The organism is Candidatus Obscuribacterales bacterium (genome assembly GCA_019744775.1).
Classification (GTDB): Bacteria; Cyanobacteriota; Vampirovibrionia; order Obscuribacterales; family Obscuribacteraceae; genus SBAT01.
Genome location: JAIETZ010000009.1, coordinates 44,495 through 66,550, shown reverse-complemented (window position 1 = coordinate 66,550; position 22,056 = coordinate 44,495). Strand labels below are relative to the sequence as shown.

At 46.1% G+C, this 22,056-nt stretch carries 16 protein-coding genes; 9 read left to right on the top strand and 7 right to left on the bottom strand.

All coding sequences use genetic code 11. The features are described 5' to 3' along the window. Positions 1-1,261: RHS repeat-associated core domain-containing protein (locus K2Y22_15560; GenBank protein ID MBX9879874.1), on the top strand; the 1,261-nt coding region annotated here is incomplete at its 5' end. A gap of 113 nt (positions 1,262-1,374) precedes the next feature. Here K2Y22_15560 and K2Y22_15555 read toward each other — a convergent pair. Further along, positions 1,375-2,397 (bottom strand): hypothetical protein, encoded by a 1,023-nt coding sequence (locus tag K2Y22_15555; protein ID MBX9879873.1) that lies wholly within the window; start codon positions 2,395-2,397, stop codon positions 1,375-1,377. Between the two features lie 405 nt (positions 2,398-2,802). Between K2Y22_15555 and K2Y22_15550 the strand changes: the two genes are divergently transcribed. After that, positions 2,803-6,972 (top strand): hypothetical protein, encoded by a 4,170-nt coding sequence (locus K2Y22_15550; GenBank protein MBX9879872.1) that lies wholly within the window; start codon positions 2,803-2,805, stop codon positions 6,970-6,972. Between the two features lie 44 nt (positions 6,973-7,016). On the opposite strand, the gene K2Y22_15545 is transcribed toward K2Y22_15550, so the two are convergent. From K2Y22_15545 to K2Y22_15525, 5 genes are all read right to left on the bottom strand, one after another. Beyond that, the gene (locus tag K2Y22_15545; protein MBX9879871.1) at positions 7,017-7,418 is read right to left on the bottom strand and encodes a DUF1493 family protein; all 402 of its coding nucleotides are present in this window, start codon (positions 7,416-7,418) and stop codon (positions 7,017-7,019) included. A 425-nt stretch (positions 7,419-7,843) separates the two neighbouring features. Further along, complete coding sequence (locus tag K2Y22_15540) at positions 7,844-8,074, bottom strand: IS3 family transposase (GenBank protein MBX9879870.1); 231 nt, start codon at positions 8,072-8,074, stop codon at positions 7,844-7,846. 736 nt (positions 8,075-8,810) lie between these two features. Beyond that, on the bottom strand, positions 8,811-10,307 hold the full coding sequence (locus tag K2Y22_15535) for a hypothetical protein (GenBank protein ID MBX9879869.1): 1,497 nt from the start codon (positions 10,305-10,307) through the stop codon (positions 8,811-8,813). Positions 10,308-10,315: 8 nt separating this feature from the next. Further along, on the bottom strand, positions 10,316-10,912 hold the full coding sequence (locus K2Y22_15530) for a hypothetical protein (GenBank protein MBX9879868.1): 597 nt from the start codon (positions 10,910-10,912) through the stop codon (positions 10,316-10,318). 36 nt (positions 10,913-10,948) lie between these two features. Then, positions 10,949-11,512: a hypothetical protein gene (locus K2Y22_15525; protein MBX9879867.1), complete on the bottom strand. Its 564-nt coding sequence runs from the start codon at positions 11,510-11,512 to the stop codon at positions 10,949-10,951. Positions 11,513-11,801: 289 nt separating this feature from the next. Here K2Y22_15525 and K2Y22_15520 point away from each other — a divergent pair, with 289 nt between their 5' ends. From K2Y22_15520 to K2Y22_15505, 4 genes are all read left to right on the top strand, one after another. Next, positions 11,802-12,494: a transglycosylase domain-containing protein gene (locus K2Y22_15520; protein MBX9879866.1), complete on the top strand. Its 693-nt coding sequence runs from the start codon at positions 11,802-11,804 to the stop codon at positions 12,492-12,494. A 134-nt stretch (positions 12,495-12,628) separates the two neighbouring features. Beyond that, positions 12,629-13,219 carry a hypothetical protein gene (locus tag K2Y22_15515; protein MBX9879865.1) on the top strand — a complete coding sequence of 197 codons (591 nt, stop codon included), beginning with the start codon at positions 12,629-12,631 and terminating at the stop codon, positions 13,217-13,219. 62 nt (positions 13,220-13,281) lie between these two features. Beyond that, complete coding sequence (gene lepB / locus K2Y22_15510; protein MBX9879864.1) at positions 13,282-14,433, top strand: signal peptidase I; 1,152 nt, start codon at positions 13,282-13,284, stop codon at positions 14,431-14,433. A gap of 84 nt (positions 14,434-14,517) precedes the next feature. Next, on the top strand, positions 14,518-15,087 hold the full coding sequence (locus K2Y22_15505; protein ID MBX9879863.1) for a hypothetical protein: 570 nt from the start codon (positions 14,518-14,520) through the stop codon (positions 15,085-15,087). Here K2Y22_15505 and K2Y22_15500 read toward each other — a convergent pair whose 3' ends face one another. Next, complete coding sequence (locus K2Y22_15500) at positions 15,088-17,622, bottom strand: ATP-dependent Clp protease ATP-binding subunit (protein ID MBX9879862.1); 2,535 nt, start codon at positions 17,620-17,622, stop codon at positions 15,088-15,090. It abuts the gene before it with no gap. Between the two features lie 502 nt (positions 17,623-18,124). On the opposite strand from K2Y22_15500, the gene K2Y22_15495 reads away from it, so the two are divergent. The 3 genes from K2Y22_15495 (at position 18,125) to K2Y22_15485 (ending at position 22,054) form a co-directional block, all read left to right on the top strand. Further along, positions 18,125-19,006, top strand: a complete 882-nt coding sequence (locus tag K2Y22_15495; GenBank protein ID MBX9879861.1) for a tetratricopeptide repeat protein — start codon at positions 18,125-18,127, stop codon at positions 19,004-19,006. 63 nt (positions 19,007-19,069) lie between these two features. After that, positions 19,070-20,935, top strand: a complete 1,866-nt coding sequence (locus K2Y22_15490; protein ID MBX9879860.1) for a family 10 glycosylhydrolase — start codon at positions 19,070-19,072, stop codon at positions 20,933-20,935. Positions 20,936-21,088: 153 nt separating this feature from the next. Beyond that, positions 21,089-22,054 carry a hypothetical protein gene (locus tag K2Y22_15485; GenBank protein ID MBX9879859.1) on the top strand — a complete coding sequence of 322 codons (966 nt, stop codon included), beginning with the start codon at positions 21,089-21,091 and terminating at the stop codon, positions 22,052-22,054. The last annotated feature ends 2 nt before the right edge of the window (positions 22,055-22,056 follow it).

Genomic DNA, 22,056 nt, shown 5'->3' with positions numbered 1-22,056 from the left:
GCTCATATCGGTAACAACACCTAGCGGAACAGTTGCATATAAGTACGACCCATTTGGCAGGCTGGCACTGAAAACAACAAGCACGAGTGCAACTCGCTATCTCTATTCCGGAATGCAGCGGATAGAAGAATACGACAACACAACCGGCAATTTGCTCCGCCGCTATGTGTATGGTGTGTCGCTTGATGAGTGTCTATTCACGGTAGATGCCTCTGGCACAGTTACCTACCTGCACGGTGATGAGACCGGCTCGACAATCTTAACCACAGATTCAACAGGGATGCCGACACAAAGAAACGTCTATGCGCCGTACGGACAATTGTCCAGTGGCTCATTGACGAATCTGAACATTGGCTACACCGGGCAATTCTTCGAGGTAGAGACTGGCTTGTATTTCTACAAGGCACGCCACTACTCACCGAAGCTTGGACGATTCTTGCAGCCTGATCCGATTGGGTATGAAGGAGGATTGAATCTGTATGAATACTGCGGTAGCGATCCAATCAATTTCAGTGATCCGTTTGGTCTATTCAGATTCTTTGACGGAATCGGTGGTGGATTGTTTGGAAATACAGGGCGGCTTATTGGCGGCTTGATTGATGGCTATATAACCGATCGGATCAACAAGATAATTGACGATTACGTAAACAAAGCAGTCAATGCGCTTTTTGGTGGCGGCAACTCCGGACCTTCCTTTGCTCAAAGAGTATCGGATCTGCTCAACGCTTTTGCATCGTCGATGAATACTGCATCACAGATGATTATGCCATCGGTATATGCGGCACCACCAGCAGAGCCACCAAATCCGAACTGGGCTGCAAAATCTCCTGATGTGTTTGTAGCATTGAAAGAGGTGGAAGTAAGTGGACGTATATTTTATCATACTAGCATTTACATTCCCGATCCGAACGCCGATGGTGACTATAGAGATGGATATACCATTGCAGCCGGCTCAAAAAATGGAAGGTTGGTAAGGTATTCAGGGAAAAAACTCTTGCGAGATGAGTTGGGCCAAATTAAAAGCGCTAAATTCATCAGGGTTAATCCTCCTGGTGGACCAGGACAAGCAAGAGACTTTATCACGCGAATCAATGCTGCGGCGAATTCATATCAGAATAATTTACGGTATGGTCCATTTACAGACTGCAATAGTTTCACGAGTGGGGTAATTACTGCAGCTGGTGGCACACCACCGAATTTGCATGTTGGCCTTAGATCGCTTGGTTACAGGCATCCGATACGGCTTCCAGGAGTACGGTAACTTTGTTCGATACGCAAGTGGGCAAAGCTAAAAGATTCCATTTTGTTATCAGCTGAGATGGAATCATTGGATTGTCCGCAGATTTGAGCGTTCCTATTGGTCATGCAGCCTACCTATGGATAGCCTGCATGACCTAAATAGGTTTGAACTACTCCAAAGAAGCTGAACAAATCATCATGCGCTTGTGGCGAAAAAGTCCATGCGTCTTCTGATCTTTTTTGGACGATCGGATTGACAGTGCCATCACTGAACATACCCATCAATTTACTTGTTTGTTCAATTACTGCAGGATCAGCAGACAATACGGTGAAAATAAGTGAATCTATATGCTGGTCATTTAACTGAACTGCGACTCCCAAAGGTCTGCTCTTGCTAAAGTAACCTGCTTCTGGATAAAAAGACAGTTCCAAAAGGTCTAGATGTCTTGGTTCGTGAAAATGTCTTATTGCCCAGTAGCGCTTAGTTGTGTCAAGGTATTTCCACTCAGGCAACGTGTCTGGAAATGCTCTTTTTGTTATGGCTTTTTTAGAGTTCATTCGGTCTAATAAGGTTTGAAGAAATGTCTTGTCCGTGGCAATGAAAAGCAAATTTGAAGCCGGCGATGTTATGTACACAGCGCGTTTCTCAAAACCCCACATTGATTCCAATGAACGAATGGTATGTTGCTTGTAATTAAATGTCTTATCGGCTGATGTTTGCAAAATCTTTTCGAATTCCTTAGGGATAGCGTCCTTAAAAAGGAGCATGTGACAGCCATCATATAGATTCTCGGCAGGTCCTCTTGGCTCTCTATAGTTCCTGCCGCCTTCAATTGCCAGAACTACTTCACGCCCTATGAGAAGTTTACGCAGGGATGGATGTTGTTTAATTAGTGCCAGCGGTATTGTGGGACCATTCCATAGTATGGCGTCTTTAGCATCTATCGTATCTACTGAACAATCAGCGGATAAAGCCGACAATTGAAAATTCCGCCGGACTTGTAAAGCTTCGGTATCTTCCGGTAGCCAACGAAGAGCGTTTGAAACCGAAAAATACGATGTTTCGTCAGACGCCGAAGTTGCGATGCGTTGAACAAAGAAGCAACTAATTATCATGAAAGTACCAGCGGTTAAAAAAAGCGTTTTTCTTAAATTCAAAGCAATAGACCTTTCCAAGGAACTTTCTATATTGTAGCAACAACTCGCGGTGCGAATAACGAGCTTGTTACTTTTCTAGTGTACATCTTCTATTCTCAAGTCGATTGGGGTACATGGAACTTTCTTTTGTAAAAGTATCGCTAACGTGTTGCATACAGAGTTCATAAGAATTGACGACAATAGGAAAGTCGGTTTTCAAATCTAGAACTTGCTCGAGCTGTGGATCAAAAACGGATAAGCCAGCTTGATCTTGAAAAATGTCCAAACAATTCCAGGCTTTTTGAAAAACCTTCAAAGTATCTATCTGTTCATGCCAATAAGGAATAGTAATACTAGCGCTATCTTCCTCATAACATAATTTGTAGTCCGTCTAGGAAACTATTCAATTCTATGTAATAGGAATTTGTGTCAACATTGCCAGGAGAGTTTCCGATTATCAGTGGCTCAAGACTTGGGTCGTTTGCAATTAACGACTTCATTGCGCGCCAAAGCAACGGCTTCGGGATGCCCGCAGTCGGCGCCAATCAAAGCGCACGCGTCAACATGCACAATGGAAGATACGAATACTCAAGCACCGACTTGACTGTCGGCAATCAGGGCGAACCGTATTCGCTATCATTCACGCGTAGCTATAACACGGCATTGCGTTTAACCTTCCAAGGAATGGGATTTGGTTGGTCTCACAACTGGCAAATGAACGCGAAGGCTAACTCCGAAGGCTTCGTCGCCTTGGGAGATGAGCAAGTAAGTGGAGCTGCTGCAGCAATCGTAGCGTTATACGTAACGAGAGACATTGCATTAAGCGACAATACTTTGCCCATCAACAATGTCGTCATTAGCTGTATTGTCCAGTGCTTCCTGAACAAACAGTTGATAAACAATGTTGTCCGTCTGAAGTTGGGTAGTGGTACAGCTCTATTCACACTGTTGCCAGATGGTAGTTACTTGCCACCAGTTGGAATGAATCGTGCTGCTCAACTTGTGTTGACCTCCGGTCAATATATTTTGACGACGGCAGAGAAGGTGAAATTCACTTTCAACACCAACGGCACGATCAACAAGATTGAATACCCATTCCTGCCGTCTGCTAATGCTATTGCTTTCACGTATAGCACTGGTGGATGGTTGACGCAGGTAAGCAATGGATTCAGACAAATCAACTTTGTCTATGACGGCTATGGTCAACTGGCTTCTGTTAACGATGGCAACAACCACTCAGTTGCTTTCGCCATCAATTACACTACCGGCAATTTGGACTCGGTCACTGATCCACTGAACAACCAGACGACGTATCAATACGACCAGCGGGGAAGATTGACCAAAGTCTTTCGACCAGCCAACCCAACTTCGCCTGTTGTGGAAAATATCTACGACAGCTTGCACAGAGTAAAACAACAGAAAGATGCCTACAACAACATCTGGAACTTTTACTTAGCAGGCAGTCGCAGTCAGGAAACAGCGCCGAATAACACAAGCCGATGGATGTTTTTCAACGCCAAAGGCAATATCGTCAAGGCAACCAACGCCCTTGGACAATCTGTGACGACGCTTTACGACGGACTGGAACGTCCTGTGTTAGTTACTCAGCCGGAAGGTAATTCCGTCTCTAGCACTTACGATGCCAACGGCAATGTGTTGACGATAACGCAAAATCCCAAGCCAAGCTCTGGATTAAGTAGCCGCACCACCACAATGACCTATGACTCAACCTGGACAAGCCAAGTTGCCACCGTGACTGATCCGCAAAGCCGGGTGACGTCTAAGTCATATGCAGGAGTTGGGCAAAACGGCGCAGGCAAAGTAACGCAAGTTGTGCAGCCGGCAGCAACTATTGGCGGCACTCAGCCGACAACTGCCTACACCTACAATACTTTCGGACAGGTGCTCACTACAACTGACCCGACAGGCATTGTCACAAGCAACAGCTATGACTCAGTAACGCATGACTTGCTTTCTACAAGCATTAATCCAAGCGGACTGAACATTCAGAGTCAATTTACCTACGACTCTGTAGGCAATATGCTGACGTCGACTGATCCCAAAGGCAATGTCACGACAACCGCCTACAACGCCAACAGGCAACCAACACAAGTGACAGGTCCATCGCCACAAAATCAAGCAGCGTATATGACTTACGATGCCAACGGCAATGTCATTCAAACGCGCAGCCTGGCATCAACCGACTCCAACACTCAGGTAACTACAACAACTTTCACCATCGATGATAAGGTGGCAACTGTTGTCGGTCCTGTTAATGTCGGCGAAGGCAGCCAGGCTATTCCCACCCGCTACGAATACGACAACTTGCGCCGCGTGTCTAAAGTCACTGACGCTCTTGGTCATGCTGCTACATCTACTTTCGATGCTATTAGCAGACCGCTTACAAGCTCTGTCGATGGGGAAGTGCAGCAGACGCTGACGTACACAACCAACGGCAAAGTCCAGTCAGTCAAAGACGCCAACAACAACACAACTCAATACACCTACGACGGCTTCGACAGACCTATTGAGACTGCATATCCTGATTCAACGCTCGAATCTGTTACCTATGACAATCTCGATAATGTTCTTTCGGCTACAACAAGAGCTGAAATTACTTACGGCTTTGCGTATGACCGCCTCAACAGGCTGGTCACTAAAACGCCAAGCTCAGGTGCTGTTGTTAGTTACACCTACGACCTAGCTGGAAGGACGCTGACGGTATCAACACCGACTGTCACTGGTGATCCATCCACCGGCACATTCTCTCTTGCATATGACGCTGCAGGGCGTATGTATCAAGAAGGATATCCTGATGGCAAGACTGTAACTGCCACCATGGACAAAAACGGCAACGTCACCACTCTTGCTTATCCAGGTAGTGGTAATAACGTAACGCACGTGTTTGATCAACTGGACAGATTGACTTCTGTATCCGGCTTCAACGCAAGTGTTGCTTTTGCGTATGACACAGCTTCTAGAAGAATGTCTCAGACAAACGGCAATGGTACTGGTCAAGGCTACAGCTATGATAAGGTGGACAATCTTGTCGGCATGACTATTGGTGGCTTGAAACCAAATACAACACTTGGCACGCCGTCAAGAGTTGATTTTGGTTATTCAAGAAATGACGCTGGGCAAAGCCAAAGCAAGAGAGCAAGCAATAGCAATTTCTTGTGGCAGCCAAGTCTTGCAACCACCATTACTTATGGATCTGCCAATAACTTAAATCAGTATCCGTCAGTTGATAGTGCAACATACACCTATGACGACAATGGTTGCTTGGTTAGCGATGGCACCAACACCTATGCTTATGACCTCGAAAGCAGGCTCATATCGGTAACAACACCTAGCGGAACAGTTGCATATAAGTACGACCCATTTGGCAGGCTGGCACTGAAGACAACCAGCACAAGTGCAACTCGCTATCTTTATTCCGGAATGCAACGGATAGAAGAATACGACAACACGACCGGCAATTTGCTCCGCCGCTATGTGTATGGTATGTCGCTCGATGAATGTCTCTTTGTTGTTGACGCCGGGACAAGCACTGTCACTTATCTGCACGGTGACGAGACCGGCTCGACAATTCTGACCACGGACTCGACAGGAATGCCGACGCGCGTTAATGTCTATGCGCCGTATGGACAACTTGTCTCTGGCTCGTTGACAGACATTCGCATAGGCTACACCGGGCAATTCTTCGAGGTAGAGACGGGTTTGTACTTCTACAAAGCTCGTCACTACTCACCGAAGATTGGACGATTCCTACAGCCTGATCCGATTGGGTATAAAGGTGGAATGAATCTCTATGAATATGCTGGCAGTAATCCGGTTAATTTTAGTGATTCAACGGGACTCTTCATTGAAGATGCCATAAAAATTGGTAGCACCTTGTTAAAAGGAGGCGTTTCAGTTGCAGCTAGTGCTGGTTCAACCATAGGACCGGGCACTGCGGCTTTCGGGCATGGCTTGCTCCTAGGCACAGGCATTGGTTTGGGAGCTTATGCTGTCGGTTTTAGTCTGCTTCCGATCTTTGCTTTTGGAGGCATGGCAGCATTAGCGTATTGGACCCTGTTTGGCCAAGCTGCGCACGCAGCACCTGCAAGCACTGGTTCGGCGGCTCCGGTTGCCGGGGCTCCACAAGCGCCGCCACCCCCGCATCTTAGCCAATCGGTTTCAGAGAGGCTATCGCTTCAATATCAAGATGCACACAACTCATCAATTGCTGATATTGATCTACGGCATAATGCTGTATTGGTTGGATCAGCATCCATGTTGATGCCGTGGCCAAAGCCGATGGTGCTAGGTGCTAAGGGAGGTTGGACTACAACTGGTTCGGTAGTAGCGGGTAAAGCGTCGCAAATCTTGAATGGACTTGCTGGAATTGCTGACGAACGGTTTCCGCCTGGGATAAGGGTTCATACACCATCACTCTGGGAGGGTGGAGCAATGTCAGGCAAGATTTCTACGTTGGCTCGTAGGTTTACCTTCCCGATTGCAGTTGGTAAGATAGTGATAAATGAACTAGCAAGAAAGGTTGAACTGAATGCTGAAAATGAAGCATTTAGTTCAACAATGAGGCAACTCCGGTAAATAGTTAAGACGGGGGTGGTATTTATCCACTCCCGTTGCTTCCTTTAATTACGTGAATGACTGAGAAGACGACCCGTTTTTGCTGCGTTAGCTAGGTCTGCGACGGTAAGAGGAATTAACATCGAGTCGGTGCGCTTTCTAGATCGAAATACTTGTTTTCGAAAGGATGAATTTAGCAATAACGGCCAATAGAATGGAACAATTGGCCAAAGTAACGGAACTTCCCACGTAAAATGATCATCAAACGAGAAATCTTTGATGTCCACGTTGAACTCTTTTTGAAAATGCACGAGCAGATCACTTGCTTCATCACCTGTTACTCCTAGATCATGGAATAATCTGGTCGCGGAAGTAAGTTCAGCACGGTTGGCATTGACTTCGATTTCCAAGAAAGCTTTTACGCGTTCGATCAATGCTTCCTCTGAATTTGAATTTTGGTTTTCCATTATGAAAGTCCTTAATATCATTCAAGGTTTATAGTTGAATCCGACTAAGTTCCCTCAAATCAAACCTTGCAAGTGTCTGTTATTTTCTTATACAAAAATACATGTCTAACATCTTTGATAACTAATGTCTATCAGCGACAATGATAGCAATCTTAGACTTTTCAAGCCTCTGTTCAATGCATTTAGAGTTGAAAGTATACTACACAAAGTAACTTAAACTTGTATGGGTTTATCGACAGTAGGCAACAACTAGTAGGACGAATCAACAAGTGTTTTCAATGAATTACGAGAAGTTCTGCGGAGCAGATACTTTGGAGAATTGGAATTTGTCCTTCCCTAGATTAGGCGGACTCGGAGTTCTGAAATGAACGCCTAGGCCGCCTTTTCTACTTTTTGACCTTTTTGGGTCGGTGTTAAGTATGCGTTCACCGGACGAAATCGAATAAGCGAACCGGAGCAAAGCGAATACAACGCATTAAGTAATTCAACGCGGAATGTAATCGAAATCTGTTGTAAAAGGCCTCGACGTAATCAAAGATGCAGGCTTTTGCTTGAGACTTGGTGGCAAAGCGGTAGTGGTAAATAGCTTCGCGCTTCAGCGAACCAAAGAAGCTTTCGGCCACAGCATTGTCCCAACAATTACCTTTTTCGCTCATGCTCTGTACACAGCCACGAAACTGTAGCTCCGCTCTGAATATCTCACTTGCATACTGTGTCATCGGTTTTTGAAGACCGCTGCGTTTTGGCTTAATCGAGTGAGTTAGCTTGACGAGAATTTATAAGAGCAGCTCATAGACGAACTACCGAGCAAGAGCAGTCCTGCCAGATGGGCACAGGTTATTCATGTGCTGAGGGATGGCAACGATGAACATAAAAAATGGACATTTGAATCACGGTTCGATTGCCTGTTGCTTTCCGCAGCGATCATAATAATTACTAGGCAACAGCAATTTGTTAGCAGGTATCTCCAGTCCCAGTTAGCTCATCTCTAAGAAGCCAAAAAGCGACGGTTTTGAAAAGCCGTTAACAATGTATGAAACTCTGCAGGGTAATTGTAGTTTTTCCATTGCTGATCCGGAATTCTCAATGTTGTTCGAATGTCAAAGATTAGGACAGGTTGATGTTACGGTCGATCTCTCGGCTAATCTGATCCGTGAAAGACATTCGTTTAAATACGAATTGGATCAGAGCTATTTGCCACCAGTAATCCAAACCCTATTTTCCTATTTGGAAAATCCCCCGATGATCATGGTCAAGTTAAATGACGAGGTTCAAAATAATTGTCCACCATCACCCGAGGCTCGGTCGATATGTAAAGCGGCTCAATCGCGTTTGCTAATCCCAGAGGTTCGTTAATTTTGTGACGCACCAATTTCATCAGTCTAGGTTAATCTACTCGGCCCAAACCGCGGACACAATAAACCATTGAGGTCCAATCCTTACGCATTTATACAGCGTCTCCTTTGAATGCCTGAAATCCCCTATGTCCGTGCTGGTTACCTCAGTGCACCCAGACGGCAATCGTCCTGATTTATTGAAGACGAGAAACTTGCCCGCTTTATTATGATTGGACATCCAGAAGTAGTACCAAAGTTCGTTTGTGTTGTTTTTAGATGTTTCGGACTCGAAACCACAACTTATGCAACGAAGTGATACTAAGAGGTCAAAGTATTTTTGATGTCGGGAAGACGTTATGATTCCTTGCTCTATAGCTTTATTTATTGGTAGCCTGCTGGACTTCCACGCTTGAACATAGTCAGGCTCGACTGCCTGAAGCGATCTGTCGCGAGCAAGCATATCTGCAAGTTCTGCCAATTTATTCTTTTGGTCACGATATAAGGTCCTTAACCATTCGTCAGATGGGCTGTACTCATCCGGTGTGCCTAATGGATTGGCGCGATAACCGCGCACGATATACCAATTTGTATTAATGGGCACAGCAACCCATCTGTGGTTTTTATCTCTAGGTACAAATGAGTCTATGCTACCTTGTTTAAGCGAATTTTTCGGAATGGAACCATCTTTGGAGTACACAATCCATTCTGCTAGCTGCTGACCAGTTAACGATTGCCACATTTGAAACCAAATCTCATTACCGGAAGTTGGTAGACGGCGCCCTATTTCAGAACCGTACGATACAGACACGCACTGACATTGATCAAGTAGCGTTAGGTACTCGTTGTAGCGCTTTGTAGGCAAAATTGTATCTTTTCGCGATGGTAGTTCTGGATAGTCCGGTATCCAAATATCATTGATATGACAGAAGCTCACTCTATTAATGGCTTTTTCCGATGCAAGCATTTCTTTGACTTTTTCAAAGATCGATTCGTTCTGTTGGAAAATCTGCTTGAGCTCAGATGCATTCTTCATGCTCGTGAGTTGAGGTTCGGCTCGACGTGCAATTTTGAACAGTTTTATTGACGCATAACCAGGCACTAGGTCGGCAGCAAAAGCTGGCTCTTCCACTATCATCTTTGAATTCACAAATTTAGTAATGCGTAAATCTGTCTTACCACCATGTACCTCTGTGATGCCTTGTGATAATAGCTTGGTCTTGTCGAATAAATATACCCAAGGGTAACAGGCATTTTTATACGGGTCGATATAGGGCTTGAGTAGCCTGTGTTCAATGTGCGTAGAATTTGAGTGACCAAAGTATTTCAACAAGCTGGCATTCAAAGCCGACTCGTCAATGTTGGTTTGAACATTATTGGATTGATTAAAATCGTTTTCGGATTCGGAATCAAGCCTGCTCAACTGCCAGAAGCCTATGGAAGTACAGCAAGTAAAGCAAAGCGCAACGATTGCTGCAAAAACGCCATATAAAAAAATTTGTGCATTACTCATTTGAAGTGTTGTTTCAGATGAGTCAAGGTATTGAGGTGACATGTTTAGTCCTATTGCGCAGTAATTATCGAATCTTCCAAAAATACGCCATCGTCAGTGGGACATATGTGGCATCTGAGTTGTAGTTTGTCTATGGGATCCAGTTCAACATCGGCTGCTCCATATTCGTAGCGTTCGCCTACTGAATGTTTAATTCCTGGCAAAATAAAGCGCTGTCGCATTATATCCACTCCAAAGTTCGTTGTAGCACCACCGTTAGTCCTATAGGCGGCGATTCTACTGGAGCCAAGCGGTACTGAACAAATGAACTCATCTGATGGGTCAACCCTATCCCGAAGGATAGTTCTAATATCAGGACCGGTCATGAGCAGTCCTAGAAGAAAAACCAATGAAACCGGCAAAAGAACACAGCAGCCAATGACTTTCAGAACTTTTGGTAGTGTTGAGGCAGCAAAGAAAATAAAGAGTATCGTTGGACAAAGGAACAGGGAGTAGTATAAAAACGAATTAAAAGCCGGGTTGATGAAACTGTAACCAGAGCTTAGAGCGATAACTAGTGTTAGCAATGCTGACGTCCATCCCAAGATCCCAATTGTTGCAATTTTGGATATGTGTCTTGCGATTTGAGCAGCATTGATAGGTTTCATGACTCTTTAAACATCTCCAATTAGCGTGTTATGTGGCTAAAACTGAATTGTGCGACATAGATACCAACCATCTTGAATTTCTCGGTACGCTGGTCCACCACCGAGACTAGGATTGTCGTGCCAAAAACCAAACAACGATGAATCCTTCAGGCTGGAAACCAACCGTTTTGGAGGGTGCGAAAGATGAGCGTATCCTTTCGCATCACCAGCTAGATTAGTGGCTACTACGAAAAGAACATCGTCATTATCAAAGCGCTCTACTCCATAGCGCAGTCCTAATGAGTCGAACAGCTCGCGGTAAGTTTGCCATCTATCCTTGGGCATGCCTCCAACCCAAGCAGGGCCAAGATATTCTCTAGTAATTTTGCCAAAATCTTCATCTTCGTTGGACATTTCGAGAAGTTTGAGAAGAACAGGCTTTTTCTTTTGAAACTGTGAAATAAGGTCACTGTCCGATGGAAGGGAACAAAGAGAAAACGAGCATGTGATTAACAGTACCACTGCAACGATGACACTCATTGCACCTAGCCAACCAAAGAAAAACATTCTCCAACCGTACATAAGTTTTTCTTTGAATTGCTCTGAATTAAATTTGTTCATGGTGACGCTTCTATTGTTCCGAGCTGTTGAGGGTCCATTAGATGCTATATTCTAAGTGCATAATCTTCATGGCATCAAATGATAAATCAAATAAAACACTCATTACCATTTGGCGCCGCTTTGGCAAGCACATTTGAGCCGTCCCAATTTCAATTCGTCTCCAAATCTGGATGGCTTCGGAAGGTTGAGTGATGTGAGACGACTGAATCGCAAAGTTAATATGGTTTTGTGGCTTTTACTGTGTGGTATCACGACACTGCTGTTGTTACGAGTCCTAGGACTGCCACTATTGTCAACATATCTGAAGGTACCGCCCGCTGATCTATCGACCATAGAGTCTGAGTCGCATGGTTCTGGTCTTAGGAATGCGAGGCTTGAAAAGATATCAAAGTGGATGCAATTGGCGGTGTTAGCTGCAGAGGATCATCGATTTTATGAACACCGTGGAATTGATTCGCTAGGATTGATCAGAGCAGGAATTGACAATATAAAAGCCGGAAACATGATCGAGGGTGCGTCAACGATTAGCCAGCAGTTGGCAAAGATCGGCTTCTTGGACCAAGAAGAGCGCACAGCAAGGAGAAAATTCAGTCAGTTGATTTTGGCGGTGGAGCTCGAAGATAGGTATACAAAAAAACAAATTCTGGAAGCATATCTCAATACCATCTATTTTGGTCGTGGCGCTTACGGAATTGAAGCTGCTTCAAAGTCATATTTTGGGGTGCCAGCAGCGAATCTGTCTATAGCTCAGTCAGCATTTTTGGCTGGATTGATCCGATCTCCTTCAATACTCAGTCTCAAGGAGAATCTTCCTGCTGCGAGAGCCCGACAGCATCAAGTTATACGAATGATGACCGAATACGGATACATAAATAAAGAGCAAGCAACGCAGGCAAATCGCGAGGTTCTTTTCTCAAAACGACTACAGGCTGAGGTTAACTATGTGCTCTCAAACGCGCTCGCCACCGCCAATGGCGCCTAGACATGTTCAGAATCTATTCCTAAAGATCCTCATTGTCCAATTTGCTAATATACTGAAATTCGGTAAACACGCTCGGTCCATACTTGTTGAGCGGATCAAATTTCTTTGCCAAACACCAAGGAGAAGCTACTTAAATGACGACAAGCACCATTGTGGCAGCAAAGACACCTTGCTTCTTTCCTGTTTCAAGATTTAAATTGACCGTTATGTCGGTCTGCACCCTCAACTTTTATTTGTTGTGGTGGACGTTTAAAAATTGGTTGTATGTCAGCAACATCAAGAAAAAGAAAGTTCTGCCTTTCATGCGATCTTGGTTTAGTCCGCTGTATTTGCATTCGTTGCTGCTAGAAATTCGTGATACTGGCACATCGATGGGATTTGCGGAAAGCTTTTCTCCTATTCGTATCTATGTAAGTTGGCTTATCATTTTTTTGGCTGGAGTAATTGCAGAATACTTGGAAAAGATGCCGACTGTGATGGCTGACACCAAGTTAAATACGATGCTTAGTCACTCGACAATGATTTTAGATTTTGTGGGGTTGCTTGCTTTTGTCCCACTATTATTCGTTCAGAAGTACATTAACGATCTCAATCTCACGGCAGATCCTAATTGTGAAATCAACAGTAAATTCACTAAAGGGAATTGGGTGCTGATTACCATTGGTTGCTTATCTATAATTCTGAGTCTGCTCAGCTCATGCTTTCCAGAGAGCCAATGTCCGTAACCCTAACTCGGAAAACAAGCACGTCAAACTCGGCAGAATCCGATCAGGCGAGGAGTCTATCTGTGAATCGTATTTCGTTCGTATTTATGCTGATAGGAATAGGTGTGCTACTCCTGCTAGCGAAGCTTGTCTTCGTCCGACAATTTATCGAGGCACGTGTGATTTCAACAGACAGAATGCGACCGGCCCTAATGCGGAATGACCGGGTTGTCTTTGAAAAGATGTCGCGGATATTTGGCTATGCGCACACTCGTGGAGAAATTGTAAGTTACTATGTGGATGAGCCATCGCAAAGCCCCATATATGTGCCTGGCCGCCTTACGGGCTTGCCCATGCTACCCCACGAGGCAGTTTATGCGCTAAGAGTAGTAGGACTGCCGGGAGACGAAATAGAATTCGTCGGCGGTAAAGGCGTTGTACTAAATGGAAAGAACTTCGTCGAAAACCAATATGGCAATGAGGCTAGGCAACCTGCTAATAAGTTCGAAGAATACGGAACCGGCTCTTCCATCAAAACAGGGGAGAAGAAAAGCATTCGCGTCCCTACCGGAAAGCTTTTGGTCTTGGCCGACAATTCAAAACTCGACGAGGACACTCGGTTATTTAGTCTTGTGAAGGAGGAACGAGTGATCGGTAGAGGTTGGTACAGGTGGTGGCCCAGTTTCAAACCACTATCAAACGGATGGCTCGACTTCAATGAGGACGATGCAACTGAATCGGAGGATAGCATGAAGCTGGCTGGCTTTGCGGCTGCCCATGCTATCTATTGTGTTGCTGACGGGGAGGACTTGATTCCATTTGTCATGTCTGAATCCAAGAAAGGCAAAAAGATGGATCGCTTAGCATGTCCCACCATGGAGGAGGGCATAAAAAAGGGAGAGCAGTGGCTGATTCAAAACCCCTCTCGCGCAACAAATGCAGTGTTAGCGTTCAATGCGTTTATCACGTTAGATAACAAGAAAAGGGATACCGTCGTGGTTAGAGTGCGGGAATATGCCAGCAAAAATAAAAACAGCGCAAATGGCGTTGAGATAATTATTCCGTTTCAGCGAAAAACAGCCAAACAAGAGTTTGTCGTATTTGCACCAGTTGTGGATAGTGGTCAAAACAGACAAGATCTACAGATTCTCATGGAAAGATTCGGTTCGGGAATCGAACAGCACACGAAAGCCGCAGAGATATGGGTGTCTCATCTGGATAAGTCAGCGAAATGAGCCATGTACGTCTGTAATTTCTTCGTAATTACCACATGTCTGTTTCATTAGCATTTTGCTAGGCTGCTCCCATCTGGAGTAGCAATGTATCCCTTCGAATCAAGCGACTGCCCAACCGATGTGGAAAAAGGCTTGCTGGAAGTAAACCAGCGGGCTAATCACGAGTTTCTTCTTGCGGATTCGCTGGACAAACCAGCGGCAAAGCCTGAGCACAAGCCCAATTTGCTTGAGCGAATTGCTGCAGCTAAGAATCGCTTCTTTGAAAAATTGGCCGGTATTCCTGACGTTAGGGTCTCCGAAGACCATACCGCCCAAATTCATACCAGCATGGAGTATGCAGTCTTGGTCGACAAGACAACTGGTCCTTTATGCACTTTCTTTTATCGCGAAACGGATGACAACGACAAGAAAATGAAAGGCGAGATGGTCGAGCTTGCACGCTCTCTCGGTGGCGGCGCGACTTTTGCCCTGGTCAGCAGCGAAGAAGGCAAAGACTTTATCAAAGCGTGTGCCCTAATGGATAAGCTGCCTGCATTTGCAATAGCTGACAAGAAATTTCCGTACATTCACCTATACATGAGCAGGAAAGATACAACTAGCTTCAAAGAGCTAATTGATAGATATGAGCGTGGAGAGCTGAAGCTCGAGGACTAACTATCTCTTTTCAGAGCTGTCGCCTTTTCCTTCAGACTTATCATCACCAGCTGCAACCTTTTCGGCTTTCGGTTTCTTCGCCGGCGTCTTATCAAAGTGGACTTCTTCACCATCAAGAATGGTCGTGATGGTGTCGCCTTCTTTGAACTTGCCTTGCAAGACTTGCTCAGCAAGCGCATCTTCCAGATAACGCTGGATAGAGCGACGCAACGGACGAGCACCGTAAGTCGGGTTGTAACCGTCTTTGGCAATGAAGTCCTTGCACTCGTCGGTGACGACAAGTTCCATGCCTTGCGACTTGATGCGGCTTTGTAGGTCTGCCGACATAAGGTCGACGATGCGACGGATTTCTTCCTTGGTGAGCTGTTGGAATACGATTATCTCGTCGATACGGTTTAAGAATTCCGGACGGAATGTCTTCTTCATCGAATCCATTACCAATTCCTTGATCTTCTTATAACGCTCGGTGTGCTCGATGTCCTTAGCAGCTTGCTGGAAGCCAACTTGCAGAGCAGTCTTATCAATAAACTGAGCTCCAACGTTGGAGGTCATGATGATAATTGTGTTCTTGAAGTCAACCGTGCGTCCCTTACTGTCGGACAAGCGTCCGTCATCAAGGATTTGCAGCAATACGTTGAATACATCCGGATGGGCTTTTTCAATTTCATCGAAAAGAACCACGCTGTACGGCTTGCGACGTACGGCTTCGGTTAGCTGGCCACCTTCCTGGTAGCCGACGTATCCTGGAGGAGAACCGATCAATTTAGATGTGGTGTGATGCTCCATGAATTCGGACATGTCTATACGAATGAGAGCATCTTCGGAGCCGAAGAAATAGCCGGCAAGAGCCTTAGCCAATTCGGTTTTACCGACCCCTGTCGGACCGGAGAAGATGAAGCTACCAATAGGACGCATTGGATTTTTCAGTCCGACGCGAGCTCTGCGGATAGCCTTACAAACAGCTTCAACAGCCTCGTTCTGACCAATTACGCGCTGGTGCAGAACATCGGACATATGAAGTAGTTTCTCGGATTCGCCTTCTGTTAGCTTCAACAGAGGAATGCCTGTCCAGGAGCTTACAACGTAAGCAACTTCTTCGCCGTTAACAGTTGGTTTTTCTGTCTCTTGCTTGGCCTTCCATTGTGTTTGGATATCGCGAATCTTTTCAGAAAGTTTGGTTTCTGATTCACGCAACGAAGCGGCCTTTTCAAACTCTTGGTTGCGAATAGCCATTTCCTTATCACGACGAACTTTACGCAATTCGCGCTCAACTTCCTTACCTTCAGGCGGCAAAGAGCTGGCACGCAAACGCACGCGGGAAGAAGCTTCGTCAACTAAGTCGATAGCTTTATCCGGCAAGAATCTGTCGCTTATGTATCTGTCGGAGAGCTTAGCTGCTTGATCAATTGCCTCGTCGGAAATGATTAAGCGGTGGTGCTCTTCATATTTAGGACGTAATCCGCGCAGAATTTCAATTGTTTCGTCCACAGACGGCGGATCGATGATTACCGGCTGGAAGCGGCGCTCAAGAGCAGCATCGCGCTCAATGTGCTTACGGTACTCGTCCATTGTTGTGGCACCGATACATTGTAGTTCGCCACGGGCAAGTGCCGGCTTCAAGATATTTGCCGCATCAATTGCACCTTCGGCAGCTCCTGCGCCAATTAATGTATGCAATTCGTCGATGACCAGCATTACATTGCCGGCCGAGCGAATCTCATCCATTATCTTCTTCAAGCGTTCTTCGAATTCACCACGGTATTTTGTACCGGCAACCAGAAGTCCGATATCCAGCATGACGATTTTCTTGTCCATGAGAATATCCGGCACATCAGCATTGGTGATGCGAATTGCCAGTCCCTCAGCGATAGCTGTTTTACCAACACCTGGCTCACCAATTAGAACCGGGTTGTTTTTGGTGCGGCGTCCCAAAATTTGGATAACGCGCTCAATTTCCTTTTCACGTCCAACAACCGGGTCCAGCCTATTTTCGCTGGCAGCCTGGGTCAGGTTCATGCCGAATTCATCTAATGTTGGGGTCTTCGAGCGTCCAGTGCCGGTTTGTGCTCCACCACCGCCGCCGCCTGTTGTGGCAGCGCTTGTTTCACCCAAAAGTCTAATGACGTGGCTGCGGACTTTAGTAAGGTCGACGCCGAGATTTTCCAAGACGCGGGCGGCAACGCCTTCGCCTTCACGAATTAGTCCGAGTAGTAGGTGCTCTGTACCTATGTAATTGTGACCAAGTTGTCTGGCTTCATCCCAGGACAACTCCAAAACTCTCTTTGCTCGAGGTGTAAATGGAATTTCGACAGCTACAAATCCGGAGCCGCGACCGATTATCTTCTCGACTTCGACGCGAGCGTCCTTTAAATTGACGCCCATCGACTTCAAAGTCTTGGCGGCAATTCCTGTGCCTTCGCCGATCAGCCCTAAAAGAATCTGCTCGGTGCCCACAAAATTGTGGCCTAACCGGCGCGCTTCTTCTTGCGCGAGCATGATGACCTTAATGGCCTTTTCGGTAAACCTCTCAAACATGTTGGGCAGAGCCTCCCTAACGTCCTCTAATGTGATTCCATTCTAACAGACAGTCTCTCTCGTCAACTGTTCGGCAATCCGCTTGGAATAAGCGTCTTACTCACGGCATTTAGCAACTTGGAAATCATGAAAACCTGTTTCAAAGCGATCTTCATTTTTCCTATCCACAACGCTGAATTTGACACTGGAAGGCGTGTTTCGCGAGCCGCGCTAATTGGAGAATGATTATCAAGTACTCACATCAGGACACATCCAATCGAATTTTGCCGCCGTTGCGTGGTCGAAAAGACCGCCCCTCTTAGCTTTATATTTAATTTTCCTTGACAATTAGATCTAATAATTCGTAAGTTCAAATACCAGATCCACAACTAATTCAATAAGAACTTCTAGAACAACCCGAAAGAAGTAACCACCCAAGTTTTCAAACAAGCGACAAGCATTTTGCGTGTTGCTTGTTTTGCCGTGGTCTGGAACAGCTTTTTATTTTTACGGAGGTCAACCTATGAATAATGGGTTAAGAGATTCATCTGTGACATTTATCACAGTGGTGTTCGCTGCTGTTTTCGGTCTTGCCTGTTTCACACTGGAAGCAACACCCACAATTACTTCATACAGCTTGCCGGCATGCGTGCAATACGACATGACTCGCGGCGAGAACATTACCTCCGCATGGGATGAACACATGATGGAATACCCTGAACGGGTACAACCACAAGTGGTGTTGCTGCTGAGGGAGACATCAAAAGAGCGCGGACTGGAAAGCGATCTGAGAGAACTGGCCGGCAGCGTTGCCAACGAAATGAAAAATCAAGGCAAGTACAAAGGCGCCGTTGAAATTTTCCAGGAGCTACTCAACACACAAAAAGCTCTCGGCAAAAGCGGCATCTCTCTTGTCGACACGTACAACGATTTGGCCGACACATACACCGCGGCTAAAGATTTCGCCCACGCAGAGGAAGCTCTACAGACGGCTCTTAAGTTGACAGAAGAATTCGGTCCGCCGGATCTTCCTACAAAAGTAACCGTCAAGGTCGAAACCCAATCGTCGGACAATTACGAAGTTGCTCGCTGCTTGGACAGACTTGCTGACTTGCAAAAAATCCAAAAGAACTACCAGAAAGAATTGGAGTTGCGAGAAAGAGCACACAACATCCGAGTATCCATCTATGGCAAAAACAGTTATTTCCTTGTCGAGTCGTATTACAACTTGGCAGATTTAGCTTTTCGACTCGGAGACAAGACCAAAGCGGTAACGCTATACGTTGAAGGTCTGAAAATAGTCGATCGCAATCATCCCGCAGGCTCTCAAGCGCGACAGCTCCGCCAACAAATCAGGGACCTCTGTCAAGAAACTACAAAAAATCCTGAGACTCCGAAAAAATAGTCTCAACGATATAACTCTATGAGGCGCGGCTTTGGCTGCGCCTTTTTAATTGGAGAAATAGCTATGAGAAGCTTGGTTAAAAAATCAGGCATCGCGCGCGCTTTGGCGTTCGCATTGGCGATGCTTACACTAACAAATTTGTCTCCTGCGTTTGCCGAAGACCCAATGTTGTTTGATAACAACCAAGCTTCTCAGATAATTGCTGACGAACGCACGGTTGATTATGCGGCAATGCGCGCAGACCTGGACGAACGCGCCAAGGCTCTTGCCGATTCAATTCAAACAGCACAACAGCTAAATCTAGATGTGCCGATGGCTGAAGTGAAGAAAACACAGCAGCAAGCTCAAGCACACCAGAAAGCATTCAACGATGCGGCTGCTGCAAATCAAGCCGACAAAGCCCGCAACGAATACAGACAAGCGCGCAGCACATTTGCTCTGTCCTACGGCATGTCTATGCCGAGCAGAGCGGTTGAAGCTCGCTGCATTTGGCTTGACCGCGGCACAATTGTCGGCACCAAAGACGCCAAAGGCATGACCGACTTGTTCAACACAATGGAACAAGCGCACTTCAATGTTGTGTATTTCGAATACAACAACGGCGGATATGCCATGTGCGACAGCGACTTACTGCCCAAGTATCCCAAGCTTGCCGCCGGATACGACCCGCTTGCATGTGCTCTGCAAGAAGCACGCAAGCGTGGCATGGAATTCCATGTCTGGGCAAGAGTTTTTGCTGTAGGCAATCGAGGTCTCAACCCCATGCTCGGCAAACCAGGTGATTATCCTGGTCCTGTCATTGAAAAGCATCCGGATTGGGCCTTGCGTGCTTCCAACGGTTCTGTCTTTCCTCCTCAGGCTGACAAGGAAACTTGGATAAGCCCTGCCAACATTCCCGGTTGCGAATTTCTCAAGGCGATGATTCTCGAAGTATCCCGCAAGGATATCGATGGACTTCAACTCGACTACATTCGCTTTCCTTTCCAGAAAGTCGGCACAGAAGTTGGATACGACAAAGCCAGCCGAGCTGCGTTTGAAAAAGAAACGGGTTTGAACTTGTCCAATCTCGATGATCAGACAAGAAAAGCCTGGCAAGCCTGGAAAACTTCCAAGGTCAACAAATTTGTGCAAGACATTTCTTTGACTCTCAAAAGAGCCAAGCCGGGTCTTGTTGTTTCCGCTGCTGTTTATGCATTCAGACGTGAATTGCGCCTGAGCATCATTCAGCAAGACTGGGAACCATGGACTCAAAATGGCTGGATTGACACCCTCAATCCAATGACTTACGACGAGTCATTAGATGTCTTCGTTGCTGATTCCAAGTTTGTCAAACGCTCCGTTGGCAGTGGTTGCTTTGTCTACCCAAGTGTTCCCTACTTCCGTATTGCAGACGGAGTAGGCGTAATCGATCGCATAGACGAATCACGCAAAATGGGTGCACTCGGTACGACAGGTTTTGCGACGGCCCAGTTGGATGTTGAGAAAATCAAATATCTCAAACTGGGACCTTATCGCAAACCGGCAATTGCTTCGCCGCATTTGCAGCCAGTCCGAGGCACACAACTGATGTTTGATGAATTCGCCGCGTGCATTTACAAATGCTCCGGCGGAACTTGCAAACAAGTTTTGGCCACCCAAGAAGAGGACAGCCAGATTCTTACGCAAGTCGAAGAAGTTCGACAAGCACTCTTGCAAGTCAACGACTCCAGCAAATCCCAAGACTTGGATGCCGTTATGGACAAAGTCGAAGAGTTGCAAAAGTCCGTCAACAAATGGTTGAGCCTGGAATCAATGGTAAAGCGCAGCCTGCGAGTTGACTACTTGACCAACTCGCTTAATGACGTCAAATCGGTCCTTACCTTTGCCATCCAAAAAGCAAAGCTAAGGGAGCAATTGACACCGACGACAGCGCTACCGGATCAAGACTAAGTCAATGCAGCAGAGTAAATACTCTGCTGCATTTCCCTAACTAGCCGCTATTGCAACGTGCGTGGCGGCAATTCGCTTCCACAGGAGTAAAAAACACTAAGCCGACTCTTCGGTTAAACACCGATCTGCAAAACCACTTTGGAGAACATCAAAATGTCAAAGAGAAAAACACTTTCCAAGTCTCGACATATGATGCCCACACCAAGGCAAGTAGAAGGACCATATTTCCTTCTAGATTCGCCAAGGCAATCACACATGGCTCCGCAAGGAGTAATGGGCATTCTTCATAGATTATCCGGACAAATTTTTTCCACCGATGGATCAATTGTCCCGAACCCAACCGTGCATGTATGGCTAGCCGATCCCGACGGCATCTACGACAATCAAGACGCAAGTGGCAATCCGGTAGACATACCGCCATCACAACACACTTATCGAGGACGCGTAAAAGCTGATTCACTTTTACTGAGCAATTCCTATTCGTTTACTTTCCTTCGTCCCGGCAATTATCCTATTCCCGAGGAAGGACTGGAGGCACGACCAGCTCACGTACATATCCTTGTCGAAGCAGAAGGATACTCGGAGCTAATCACACAACTTTACTTCCAGGACGACCCGTACAATCAATTGGACATCAAACGACCGGGCTTCTTCAAGCCGGAACTCCTAGTCCATTATTTACCGGTAGTTAGCTTCTTATTCGCCGACGCTCAAGTTGGTGTTTTCAATTTTGTCATGCGCAAGCTGATGCCAAAACCAAATCTCAAGCGCGCACGAGAAATGAACATCGATAGACTTGTCGACCAAACGATGATTCTAGCTGCTTGCGAAGTTGGCACTTTGCCGGAAAACATGAAGAAAATCGCGCAAGCCTATGAAGACGCCGCCTACCTCGGCGTCGGCATGGACAGATTCACCCAGATGATAAACAAGAAGCTGGGCAACAGCAGACTGCACATTCATCTGGAAAGCAAAAAGATCTCAGGACGCGACACCAACTTACGAAGCGGCCATTGGCGATTCCACAAGGCCAAATTTGTCGTAACGGTGAAGGAGAAGAATGAAGCGCCCGTTGTAGAAAGCGCTTTGCTTCGATTCTCCACACTGGAATCCCTGTAGGA